At 70.4% G+C, this 11,580-nt stretch carries 10 protein-coding genes, 1 tRNA gene and 1 pseudogene; 7 read left to right on the top strand and 5 right to left on the bottom strand.

Features of this window, described 5'->3' with window-relative positions; genetic code table 11:
• Positions 1-334: pseudogene (locus ACK42S_RS10910) on the top strand (UTP--glucose-1-phosphate uridylyltransferase); the annotation flags it as partial.
• 65 nt (positions 335-399) lie between these two features.
• On the opposite strand, the gene ACK42S_RS10915 reads toward ACK42S_RS10910, so the two are convergent.
• Together ACK42S_RS10915 and ACK42S_RS10920 are read right to left on the bottom strand one after the other, a co-directional pair.
• On the bottom strand, positions 400-627 hold the full coding sequence (locus ACK42S_RS10915; RefSeq protein WP_409659784.1) for a sulfurtransferase TusA family protein: 228 nt from the start codon (positions 625-627) through the stop codon (positions 400-402).
• 95 nt (positions 628-722) lie between these two features.
• Positions 723-1,268 (bottom strand): NUDIX hydrolase, encoded by a 546-nt coding sequence (locus ACK42S_RS10920; protein WP_409706986.1) that lies wholly within the window; start codon positions 1,266-1,268, stop codon positions 723-725.
• Positions 1,269-1,284: 16 nt separating this feature from the next.
• Here ACK42S_RS10920 and ACK42S_RS10925 point away from each other — a divergent pair, with 16 nt between their 5' ends.
• Positions 1,285-2,007 (top strand): tRNA (guanine(46)-N(7))-methyltransferase TrmB, encoded by a 723-nt coding sequence (locus ACK42S_RS10925; protein ID WP_409706989.1) that lies wholly within the window; start codon positions 1,285-1,287, stop codon positions 2,005-2,007.
• Here the strand turns inward: ACK42S_RS10925 and cysM are convergent.
• Positions 1,977-2,882, bottom strand: coding sequence for a cysteine synthase CysM (gene cysM, locus ACK42S_RS10930; protein WP_409706991.1), 906 nt, complete (start codon positions 2,880-2,882; stop codon positions 1,977-1,979). The genes ACK42S_RS10925 and cysM overlap by 31 nt on opposite strands.
• Before the next feature lie 85 nt (positions 2,883-2,967).
• On the opposite strand from cysM, the gene ACK42S_RS10935 reads away from it, so the two are divergent.
• Positions 2,968-3,054, top strand: a tRNA-Leu gene (locus ACK42S_RS10935).
• Positions 3,055-3,142: 88 nt separating this feature from the next.
• On the opposite strand, the gene ACK42S_RS10940 is transcribed toward ACK42S_RS10935, so the two are convergent.
• Entirely contained in the window at positions 3,143-6,265 is a 3,123-nt protein-coding gene (locus ACK42S_RS10940) for a transglycosylase domain-containing protein (RefSeq protein WP_409706994.1), read from the bottom strand.
• Positions 6,266-6,552: 287 nt separating this feature from the next.
• Here ACK42S_RS10940 and ACK42S_RS10945 point away from each other — a divergent pair, with 287 nt between their 5' ends.
• Positions 6,553-7,155: a rhomboid family intramembrane serine protease gene (locus ACK42S_RS10945; RefSeq protein WP_409706997.1), complete on the top strand. Its 603-nt coding sequence runs from the start codon at positions 6,553-6,555 to the stop codon at positions 7,153-7,155.
• 231 nt (positions 7,156-7,386) lie between these two features.
• On the opposite strand, the gene ACK42S_RS10950 is transcribed toward ACK42S_RS10945, so the two are convergent.
• Positions 7,387-8,292 (bottom strand): NAD-dependent epimerase/dehydratase family protein, encoded by a 906-nt coding sequence (locus ACK42S_RS10950; protein WP_409707001.1) that lies wholly within the window; start codon positions 8,290-8,292, stop codon positions 7,387-7,389.
• Between the two features lie 83 nt (positions 8,293-8,375).
• Here ACK42S_RS10950 and ACK42S_RS10955 point away from each other — a divergent pair, with 83 nt between their 5' ends.
• Genes ACK42S_RS10955 through ACK42S_RS10965 form a run of 3 tightly spaced genes read left to right on the top strand, consistent with a single transcriptional unit; the run spans position 8,376 to position 11,387 of the window.
• On the top strand, positions 8,376-9,407 hold the full coding sequence (locus ACK42S_RS10955; protein ID WP_409707004.1) for a CDP-6-deoxy-delta-3,4-glucoseen reductase: 1,032 nt from the start codon (positions 8,376-8,378) through the stop codon (positions 9,405-9,407).
• A gap of 37 nt (positions 9,408-9,444) precedes the next feature.
• Positions 9,445-10,422 carry a Bug family tripartite tricarboxylate transporter substrate binding protein gene (locus ACK42S_RS10960; protein WP_409707007.1) on the top strand — a complete coding sequence of 326 codons (978 nt, stop codon included), beginning with the start codon at positions 9,445-9,447 and terminating at the stop codon, positions 10,420-10,422.
• Positions 10,423-10,445: 23 nt separating this feature from the next.
• Positions 10,446-11,387 (top strand): LysR family transcriptional regulator, encoded by a 942-nt coding sequence (locus tag ACK42S_RS10965; RefSeq protein ID WP_409707010.1) that lies wholly within the window; start codon positions 10,446-10,448, stop codon positions 11,385-11,387.
• Positions 11,388-11,580 lie beyond the last annotated feature (193 nt).

Genomic DNA, 11,580 nt, shown 5'->3' on the forward strand with positions numbered 1-11,580 from the left:
GAACGAGCGCCTGATGGACCTGACCCAGATCGTCGAGAAGCCCGCCCCCGAGAACGCACCCTCGCGCCTGGGGGTGGCGGGCCGCTATATCCTCACGCCGGGCATCTTTGAGGAGATCCGCCGCCAGCCGCGCGGCGTGGGCGGCGAGATCCAGCTCACCGACGGCATCAGCGGCCTGCTACGCCGCGAGAAGGTGTTCGCCTACCGCTATGAAGGCATCCGCTACGACTGCGGCAGCAAAGAAGGCTTCCTGCAGGCCACTGTCGAACTGGCGCTGCAGCATCCGGAACTGGGCGCGAGCTTCCGCACCTACCTGAAGGGCCTGGAGCTCTGACGGGCCCGGCCCCAATGCACAAGGGCTGCCGACGGGCAGCCCTTGTCACATGGCGGCCTGGCGGCTCAGCGGCGACGCAGCACGTGCACGAACTCCTTGTCCAGCGTCTGCTGTTCCACCAGCTCGTTGCCCGTCTGCTTGGCAAAGGCCTGGAAATCGCGGATCGAGCCCGGGTCGGTGGCCACCACCTTGAGCAGCTCGCCGCTGTGCATCTCCGTCAGGGCCTTCTTGGCCTTGAGGATGGGCAGGGGGCAGTTCAGCCCGCGGGTGTCGAGTTCCTTGTGGATGTCCATGGTCGATCCGAAACGAGTGACGCCATATTCTAGGGTTGATCGGCAGCCGTTGAGTTGTGCGTCCTTCGAACATGTAGGCCTGCGGGTTCAAGGTCTCACCGGGGTCGGTCGTCCAGCCAGCGCACGGGATGGCCCCGCGAGCGCAGCCAGTCGGCCAGGGCCTGGCCGGTGCCGGCCGGCCAGCACTTCACCGACTCGGGCGCCAGCAGCTTGTATTCGGCCAGCTCCGGCGACAGGACGATCTCGCCGCGCGCCAGGGCGTGGTAGGCGATGATGACCTGGTTCATGCGCTGGAAGTCGTAGGCGCCGATGATGGACAGTTGTGTGACCGTCAAGCCCGTCTCCTCGGCCACTTCGCGGGCGACGCCTTCCTGGGGGGTTTCGCCGGCTTCCATGAAGCCGGTGACCAGCCCGAAGAAGCGGCCCGGCCAGGCGGCGTTGCGCGCCAGCAGCAACTGCCCGCCGCGGTCTTCCAGCTCGATCACCGCAGCCAGCACCGGCGTGGGGTTGTTCCAATGCGTGAAGCCGCAGCCTGCACAGCGCAGACGCGATTTCTCGCCGCCGTCTTCCATCTGGGCCTGCCAGGCCAGCGGGGAGGCGCACTGCGGGCAGAATTTGTAGGTATAGGCCTGAATCGTCATCGTGCACCGTCGAATCGTGGAATCCCATCCTAGCGCCGAAGCCGGCCGGGCGCTGTCGCGTCCGGTGAGCAGCAACCAGGACGCCCCCCACCCCCGGCTGGACGAACTCGTGCGCCGCCATCTGGCCACCCCCTTTCGCAAGCCGCCGGCCCCCTACAGCGTGGCCGCCTTCGAGGCGGTCGCCCGGTGCCGTGAGGGCCGCCCGCTGGTGCTGGACAGCGCCTGCGGCACCGGCGAGAGCAGCGCCCGGCTGGCCTGGCGGCATCCGCAGGCCCTGGTGGTGGGCATCGATCAGTCGGCAAAGCGCCTGGAGCGAGGACAGCGCAAGCTGCGCACCGCGTGGCCCCCCAACCTGATGCTGCTGCGTGCCGATGTCGGCGACGTGTGGGCACTGATGGCCCAGGCCGGCTGGCGCCTGGCCGAGCACCATCTTCTATACCCCAACCCCTGGCCCAAAGCCGAGCATGTGATGCGCCGCTGGGGCACCCACCCGCGCCTGCCGGCCCTGCTGGCCTTGGGCGGGCGAATCGAGCTGCGCAGCAACTGGGCCGTCTATGCGCAGGAGTTCGCACGGGCGCTGCGCCTGGCCGGTCGGCAGGCCACGCTGGACGTGCCGGGGCCGGCCGAGCGGGCCGATCCGGTCTCGCCCTTCGAACGCAAGTACCGCGATGCCGGCCACACGCTGTGGCGGGTTCTCTCCCCCGAGGTTCAGGCCGGAAAGACGCCCGTGGACAGGTAGCGGTCGCCGCGGTCGCACACCACGAAGACGATGGTGGCGTTTTCGACCTGCTGGGCGATCTGCAGCGCCACCCAGCAAGCCCCGGCAGCAGAGATGCCCCCGAACAGGCCTTCCTCGCGCGCCAGGCGGCGGGCCATGTCCTCGGCGTCGGCCTGGCTCACGTAGATCAGCTCGTCCACGGCGCTGGGGTCGTAGATTTTCGGCAGGTACTCCTGCGGCCACTTGCGGATGCCCGGGATGCGGGACCCCTCGCTGGGCTGGGCCCCGATGATGCGCACGGCCGGGTTCTTCTCCTTCAGGTAGCGCGACACGCCGGTGATGGTGCCGGTGGTGCCCATGGCGCTGACGAAGTGCGTGACGCGCCCTTCGGTGTCCTCCCAGATCTCCGGGCCGGTGGTCTCGTAGTGGATGCGCGGGTTGTCGGCGTTGGCGAACTGGTCGAGCACCACGCCCTTGCCCTCGCGCTGCATCTGCTCGGCCAGGTCGCGGGCGTATTCCATGCCGCCAGCCTTGGGCGTGAGGATGAGCTCGGCCCCGAAGGCTTTCATCGTCTGCGCCCGCTCGATGGACAGGTCCTCCGGCATGATCAGCAGCATGCGGTAGCCGCGGATGGCCGCAGCCATCGCCAGCGCGATGCCGGTGTTGCCCGAGGTGGCTTCGATCAGGGTGTCGCCGGGACGGATCTGGCCGCGCTCCTCGGCGCGACGGATCATGCTGATGGCCGGACGATCCTTCACCGAGCCGGCCGGGTTGTTGCCTTCGAGCTTGCCGAGGATCACGTTGCCGCGGCGCTCGTTGTCCGCGCCGGGCAGGCGCTGCAGTCTCACCAGCGGCGTGCGGCCGATCGCGTCTTCCAGGGTCTTGTAAGTGGGCATGGCAGGGAACTCTCCTGCCGCCATTGTGGCAGGCCAGCCGCGGCCCTCGCGGTCCATGACATAATCGCCCCTCTTCCAGCACCCTGCCCGGGTGGCGAAACTGGTAGACGCAGCAGACTCAAAATCTGCCGGTGGCAACACCGTGCCGGTTCGATTCCGGCCCCGGGCACCACTGCACAGCAGCGAACGGGCGCTGACGTGTATTGCACGTTCGCTGCGCAGCCCCTTGCGCTGCCAGGCGGCCCCGCCCGGCCCGCTGCTCACCCCGACCGGGCCAGGTCCCCCGGTGGCGTCTCCCGCTTGGGTGGCGTGCAGGGATGGCCGTCGATCCAGGGCCACAACGTCGGCAGCAGCGACTTGAGCAACTGCGTGGGCAAGGCGCTGGTGAAGCGGTAGCGCTCGGCGTCGGGGCCGGCCACATAGACCATCAGCACACCATGGTGGCGCTCGCCCAGCACAAAGGCGAAACTGGCCGAGCGGTTGAGCACCTGCGAGGCCAGCACCCGGCCGTCGCGGCCCTGCACGGTGTAGCGGTGGTCGCCGGTGCCGGTCTTGCCGCCCAGTTCCACCGCCCGTCCATCGGCGCTGCGCACGCTGCCCAGCAGCCGCCGCGCGGTGCCCTGGGCCACCACGTCCACCAGGGCCCGGCGCGCAACGCGCGCCACCTCGGCCGGCAGCACGCGCTCGGGCGCGGCCGGCTGACGGGTCAGGTGGGTTTCGTACGGCGTGCCCCGCCCGAACTGCAAGCCCTCGATGCGCACCGTCGGCAGTCGCAGGCCTTCGTGGGCGATCACGCCCATCAACTCGGCCAAGGCCGCTGGCCGATCCCCCGAGGCCCCCAGGGCGCTTGCATACGAGGGCGTGAGGGTGTCGAAGGGATAGCCCAGCCGCTGCCAGCGGCGGTGCAGCTCGGCAAAAGCGGCCTGCTCCATCACCTGGCGGATGCGCTGGTCTTGCGCAGCCTTGTGGCGTGTGCGAAAGAGCCAGTCGTAGGACTCCAGCCGGGCCGCTTGGCCGGCGGCCAGCAGCTCGCGCAGGCTGGTCGCGGGATGGGCGCGCAACCGGGCCGCCACCCACAGCTCCAGCGGGTGCACGCCGGCGAGGTGGGCGCGGTCGGACAGCGACAGCCGGCCAGGGGCGGCCTGTTCGTGCAGGCGCTGCAACACCGCCGGCGGCACCGCCTCGCCCCCGCGATGGCGGGCCAGGAAATCGGCGAGCCCGGTCACGCCTGCCTGGGGTTCCAAACCGTAGTAAAGCGCGGCCAGGCGCTGCAGCGTGGCCGCTCGCCCGCCCACGAGCTGGCGCTCGACCTCCTCGGGCGAACGTTCCCGCAGCGCGGCGTGGAAGCGCACGATGAACTGCCGCCCCTCCTGGTCGGCGAATCGTTCGAGCCAGCGCTGCCGGGCAGGGTGGGCCGGGTCGTCGAACAGGCGGGGGTCGAAGTCCGGCTGCTGGTGCACGAGATGCTGCACGACGTCACGCATGAGCCGGATGAAGACCAGGTTGACCGAGCGGCGGAAGGCTTCGCGCACCGTCATCGTGCGGTGATCGTCCTCGGCATCGAAATTGCCGAAGCGGTGCAGGCCCCCGCCGGTGAAGAAGGTTTCGGCCGGGCTGGCCGTGTAGCGCCGCTCCATCGCGGCCTCGAGCAGGGCCTCCAGGCTGCGATCCTCGGTGCGCAGCAGGTGCTCGCGCACCCAGCGCGCCAAGGTGTCGCCCGGGGCCGGTTGCAGCGCGGCCAGCGCAGCCGCGTCCAGGCCAGCCCAGCGCTCATGCAATTGCGCCACCACTTCGAGATAGCTCACGAGCGTGCGCAGCTTGGCAGTCGAGCCCATGTCGAGCCGGGCACCTTCGTTCAGATCGAAGGGTTGGTCGAAGTTGTCCGTCTGCACGCGCACACGGCTGACTTGGCCGTCGCGCTCGAAGAGCGTGAAGCTGTAGCGCAGGGGTGCCGGATCGTCGCCCTCGCCCAGCAGGCGGTGTCCCACCAGGCCCGCCGAGCGCACGCCCTCGGGCGTGCGCAGCCTCAGCAGCGCCTCGGTGACCGCCCGCTGGGCCCGGGCGTCGAGCGTGCTGTCCACCACCAGGTCCAGACGGTCCAGGTCGTAGCTGCGCGACACGCCCAGCAGGCTCGACAGGCGCGTGCGCGCGGCGCTGGCCGCCTTGCGCTCGACGAAGCTGCCCAGGGACGGCACGGTCTGCTGCGGCAGCAGCTCCAGCGGCAGCGGCAGGGCGGCATCGCGCAAGGCCATGGGAATGACCCCGTCACGGGCGAGCAGGCGCAAGTGGCTGTCGGTGAGCTCGCGCAGCCCGGGCGCGCGCTCGGCCAGGTAATGCGAGGGCCGGCGCTGCGCGACGATGAGCGACAGCGCCTGCTTGTAGGCCAGGGCCTGCTCACGCAGCAGCACCTCGCGGAAGGCCCGGGCCCGGCTGGCTGCGGGCGGCGCAGCTCTGACCTCGCCATCCACCAGGGTCGACAGCAGACGGTTGACCTCGTCGAAATCGCGGCCATACCAGGCCCACAGGCCCTCGCCCAGGCCGTGCACCTCGCCGAAGCCCACCTGGGCAGCCAGCGGCACGGTGTTGAGATAGTCCAGCAGGATCTGCTGTCGGCGCGCCAGGGTGTGTTCGCCGTGCAGGTAGGCCCGCAGCGAGGCCGAGGCCACCTGCCGCAGCTTCTCGCCCACCGAGTCGGTGCGGCCCTGGGGGGAATGGCGGTACTTCTCGATCTGCGTGGCCAGGGTGCTGCCGCCGGCGGCGGACTGGCCCGGGTCCACGGTGCGGCGGGCCTGTTCGAGCACGGCCTTGCCGAGCCGGTCCCATTCGATCGCAGGATTCAGGTGCACCCGCGTGGGGTCGAGCAACTCGCGGTTCTCGATGTAGAGCAGGCTGTCGGCAAGCACACGGGGGACGGCCTGCACATCGGGGTAGACCTGCCGGGGATGCAGGCTGGCCGACAGGGTCTCGCCACGGCAGTCGAGCACCTGCAGGCCCGCCTGGCTTTTTTCGGGGTAGATCGTGAACAGGCCACGGTCATGCAGCTCGATGAGTTTGGGCGACCAGCGGGCTTGGGCCTGCACCTCGAAGCCGCGGGCGGACAGGCGCTCGATCATCGCCGGCAATCCGTGGTAGCCCAGGCGCAGGTCGTAGGGCCCGTCCGCGGGAAAGCGGATGGCCTGGCTGCGGCCTGGCTGCACCGAGACATGCAACTGGGCGGCCAGGTCGGCCAGCCAGCGGGCCTGAACGCGCGAGGTTTGCATCTCCTGCGTCACGCCGCGCCAGGCCACGACGACCACCAGGCCAATCAACCCTGCGACGGCCAAACGCCAGCCCCAGGGCGCTAGGCCCGCTGACTGAAGGCGCTGCACGGCACGCGCAGGCATCGAGGCTCCCCGTCACGCTATGTCGGCTCTCACAACGATAGCGCGAAATGGGGCCGCCCGGAGCCCATCGCAGTCCTGCCCCCTCGGCTCCAGGGGGGCATCGACCGCAAATCCGCCAGGCCAAGGCCCCTGGAGGCATACTGAATTGCTGTGCAGCACCGGCCCCGGTGCCGCTGGCCCGCCTTCGGCACGGCATGTCAAGCCGCACCGCAGGGCCTTCGCAGACCGACCGCGGCAAGGGGCTGCCGCTATGATCCCGGGCACCGCATCCGAAACGCCCAAGCCTCATGCCCCCACTGCCCCCCGTCACCAAGGTGCTGCTCCTGGCCAACGTGGCCGCCTTCTCGATCGACATGCTGCTGGGCCTGATGCTGACGCGCGTGTTCGCGCTGTGGCCGGTTCTCAGCGACTTTTTCATGCCCTGGCAGGTCGTGACCTATGCCTTCTTGCACGGCGGCATCGGCCACCTGTTCTTCAACATGTTGGGCCTGTGGATGTTCGGCAGCGAGCTCGAACGCCTGTGGGGGCAGCGCCGCTATCTGCAGTTCCTGCTGGCCAGCGTGCTGGCCGCTGCGGTGCTGCAGCTCGTGGTCACCTACCTCGCCGGCGCACGCTACCCCACAGTGGGGGCCTCCGGCGGGCTGTTCGGGCTGCTGCTGGCCTTCGGCATGCTGTTTCCCAATCGCATCATCGTTCCGCTGTTCCCGCCGATCCCGATGAAGGCCAAGTACTTCGTCGCTCTGTTCGGTGCGCTGGAGCTCGTCTTCGGCATGTCGGGCACGGCCTCGGGCATCGCCCACTTCGCCCACCTGGGCGGCATGCTGGGCGGCTTCCTGATGATCCAGTACTGGCGCGGCAAGCCGCCCTTCCGGGGACGCCGGCGCTTCTGACCGCCCCGGCGGCGCAATGCCCCTGCGCCGGGCGGGGTCGCGTGAAAGCGCGATGCTGCGGCGGTGCATGCTTCGGCGCGGAGGTCTGCCATGGCACCCCTGTCCCTGATCGGCCGCCTGGTCTGGCCGCAGTGCCTGGGCCTGCGGGTGCGCGCGGCCCGCGGGTGTTCACGGTCGGGCTGGTGTCGATGGATCGCATGAAGCATCTGCGTGCGGCCCCAGGCATCTGACTCAGGCCAGCAGCCCCTCGCGCACCGTCGGGTAGCGCAGACGCAGGCGCAGCTCACGCAGCAGCCGGCCGTTCTTCAGCCGGCGCGACTCGCTCATGAAGGACAGCAGGGTGGGCGCGAGCTGCTCGCGCGCCTGGACCCCGCCGATGCGCGGTGGGCGCGGCAGGCCGCACAGGTCGGCGGCCAGGTCGAAGTAATCACCCATCTTCAGCTCGGTGTGGTCGCTCACGTGCACCACACGCTGCGGCTTGCCGCGCGCGATCGCGGCCACGCAGGCGCGGGCCAGGTCGTCGGCATGGATGTGGTTGGTGTAGACGTCGTCCTCGGCCCGCAGCACCGGCGTGCCGCGCAGCAGGCGTTCGCGCGGATGCCCTCCCGGGCGGTCAGCCGCGTAGATGCCGGGGATGCGCAGGATGGACACGCGCACGCCGAAGGCCCGCCCGAACCATCGCACACGGGCCTCGGCATCGACGCGGCGCCGGGCGCGGTCCGAGCGCGGCGCCACCGGGCGGGTCTCGTCGAAACGCGCCCCCTGCGCATCGCCATAGACGCCGGTGGTGCTGGCATAGACGAGGCAGCGCGGGACGCCGCGGCGGGCCAGGGCCTGCAGCAAGGCGGCGGTGCGTGGGTCGCCCCCCCCCTGGCCGGGCGGCGGCGCCAGATGCAGCACCGCATCGGCCAGGCCGGCCAGGCGGGTCAGGCTGGCCGGCTCGTCCAGGTTGGCCACGAGGGGCACCGCGCCAGCCGCGCGCAACTCGGCCACCCGGCCGGGCTGCGAGGTCAGGGCCAGCACCTTCCAGCGCGGCACCAGCAGGCGCACCACCCGCAGGCCCACATCGCCGCAGCCGACGATGAGCAGGCGCGGACGGCGTCGCAGGACAGCGGGGGCGGGCGAGGTCTGAAGCATGGCGCACAGGCCGGCCGGCGGCCCGCAAAGGGGCTTTGCACCAGCGGGCAAAATATGAGGTTTCGCAGTTTACGAGGCTTGCCATGACCTTCACCGTGACCGTGCAGCCCAGCGGCCACACCTTCACCGTCGAGCGCGACGAGGCCGTGCTCGCCGCTGCCATCCGCCAGAGCGTGGGCCTGCCCTATGGCTGCAAGGACGGCGCCTGCGGCTCGTGCAAGAGCCGCCTGAAGGACGGGCGCGTGATCCACGGCGCCCACCAGCTCAAGGCCCTGAGCCCGGCCGAGGAGGAGGCCGGCTACATCCTCACCTGCTGCGCCACGCCGCAGACCGACCTGGTGATCGAGTCGCGCGAGGTGGTCGCTGCCGGCCAGTTCCCGATCAAGAAGATGCCCTGCCGCGTCAGCAGCATCGACAGGCCCGCCCCCGACGTGGCGGTGCTCAAGCTGCAGCTTCCGGCCAACGACCGGCTGCAGTACCACGCGGGCCAGTACATAGAGTTCATCTTGCGCGACGGTGCACGCCGCAGCTATTCGATGGCCAACGCGCCGCACACGCAGGAAGCCCAGCCCGGCATCGAACTGCACATCCGCCACATGCCCGGCGGCAAGTTCACCGACCACGTCTTCGGCGCGATGAAGGAAAAGGAGATCCTGCGCATGGAGGGGCCCTTCGGCAGCTTCTTCCTGCGCGAGGACAGCGACAAGCCCATCGTGCTGCTGGCCTCGGGCACCGGCTTTGCGCCGATCAAGGCCATCCTCGAACACATGGAGTTCAAGGCCCTCGCACGGCCCACGGTGCTGTACTGGGGCTGCCGCAGCCGTGCCGACCTGTACCTGCACGAATGGGCGCAGGCCGCCGCCGCTCGCCTGCCCTGGCTGGGCTACGTGCCCGTGCTGTCCGAGCCCAAAGCCGAGGACGGGTGGAGCGGCCGCACCGGATTCGTACACCAGGCCGTGATGGCCGACCTGCCTGACCTGTCGGGCCACCAGGTCTATGCCTGCGGCGCGCCCGTCATGGTCGAGTCGGCCCGGCGTGACTTCGTCGCGCATTGCGGATTGCCCGAGGAGGAGTTCTACGCCGACGCCTTCACCTCTGAAGCCGACAAGCACTGAAGACCGAACATCCCAACCAGCCGACGAGGAGACACACATGAAGCGCCGCCATTGGTTGCTCGCCCACGCCGCCGTGGCCACCACGCTCGCCCTGCCCGGCCTGGCCCAGGCCCAGGCCCGCACCGTGCGCCTGGTGGTGCCCTACCCGGCCGGCGGGCCGCTGGACACCATTGCGCGGCTGTTGGCGGAAAAAGCCAAAGACAGCCTCGGCCCGGTGGTCGTGGAAAACCGTGCCGGCGCCGGCGGCAACCTCGGCGCCGACCATGTCGCCAAGGCCGCGCCGGACGGCCACACCCTGGTGATGGGGGCGGTGGCCACGCATGCCATCAACCCTTGGCTCTATGCCCGCATCCCCTACGACCCGATCCGCGACTTCGCGCCGATCACGCTGGTGGCCCGTGTGCCCAACGTGCTGGTGATGAACGTCGAGACCGCGCAGCGCCTGAAGATCGACAGCGTTGCCGACCTGATCGCCTACGCCCGCGCCCATCCCGGGCGGCTGAACTACGGCTCGGGCGGCAACGGCAGTGCCGGGCACCTGGCCGGCGAGATGTTCAAGGCCCAGGCCCGGGTGAGCATGGTGCACATCCCCTATGCCGGCGCCGCGCCGGCCCAGCTCGGCCTGCTGGCCGGTCAGGTGGACCTGAACTTCGACAACCTCGCCGCCGCCTCGGCCAACATCCGCGCCGGACGACTCAAGGCCCTGGCCGTGACCACGGCGCAGCGCTCCAGCGCGATGCCCGAGCTGCCCACCATCGCCGAGTCGGGCCTGAGCGGCTTTGCGATCGACACCTGGTTCGGGCTGTTCGCCCCCGGTGGCACGCCGGCCGATGTGGTGCAGCGGCTCCACGACGTCTTCGTCAAAGCCCTGCAGGACCCCGACGTGAAAGCCCGCTTCGCCCAGTTGATGGCCGAGCCCTCGCCCACCACGCCCGCGCAGTTCGGGGCCTTCGTCAAGGCGGAGCTTGCGAAGTACGAGAAGCTCGTCAAGGCCAGCGGCGCCTCGCTGCACTGAGCCTGCCGCGTCGGGCCCCAGGCATGAACCTGCGCGACCTCGACCTCAACCTGCTGCGCATCTTCGATGCGGTCTACCAGCAGCGCAGCGTGAGCCGCGCGGCCGAGGTGCTGGGCCTGTCGCAGCCGGCCGTCAGCCATGGCGTCACCCGGTTGCGCCTGTTGCTGGGCGATGCGCTCTTCGTGCGGGTGTCGGGCGGTGTGGCCCCCACGGCCAAGGCCGACGCCCTGTCCGATGCCGTGCGCCATGCCCTGCACCTGATCGAGGAGGCCCTGCACGCCAGCGGCGGCTTCGATCCGGCCCGAGCCCGCAAGACCTTCCGCATCCACATGAGCGACATCGGCGAAGGGGTCTTCCTGCCCGCGTTGATGCATGCCGTGCGCCGCGCCGCGCCGCAGGTGCGCATCGAGACCCATCAGCTCGAGCACGGTCAGATCCAGGATGCGCTGGACACCGGCAAGATCGACCTGGCCTTCGGCTACCTGCCCGGGGTGGACGCCACCGAACGCTGCGAGCTGCTGCACGAGAAGTACGTGGTGCTCACCCGCGCCGACCACCCGCTGCTGCACGAGGCGCCCACACGCGAATGGCTGGCGCGGCTGGACTACATCGTGGTGCGCCAGCACACCGAGACCTCGCGCGTGCTGCACACGCTGGCCCTGCAGGACCGCATCCGCCTGAGCATCCCGCACTTCATGGTGATTCCGTCGATCGTGCGCGAGACCGACCTGGCGGTCATCGTGCCGCGCCGCACCGCCCTCACCTTCGCGCGCGGCGGCACGCTGGGCGTGGTGGAACCCGAGGTGGACCTGCCCGACTTCACCGTGGCCTTGCACTGGAGCCGCCGCTTCCACAACGACCCGGGCAACCGCTGGCTGCGCGAGCTCGCGATCGAATTGTTCGGCGAACTCGACGGGCGCACACCGCGGGCCCCCACCTTCGTGGAGCCCTCCGCGGCGGCCTGACCCAGCCTGCTGAGGCTAGCGCGAAGCCGCTGCCGGCGCGCGCACGGCGGGTGCAGCGGCCGAGGCCGCAGGCTCGGCGACGGGGAGTGACGCGGCCTCGTCCACACTGGAGGGCAGCTGCGCCGACGGCAGCCCCGGGCCCGGAAGAGGGCCCGAAGGAGCTGGAGGCTCCAGGAACCACACCCCGATGAAC

This window comes from Caldimonas sp. (assembly GCF_046289365.1).
Classification (GTDB): Bacteria; Pseudomonadota; Gammaproteobacteria; order Burkholderiales; family Burkholderiaceae_C; genus Caldimonas.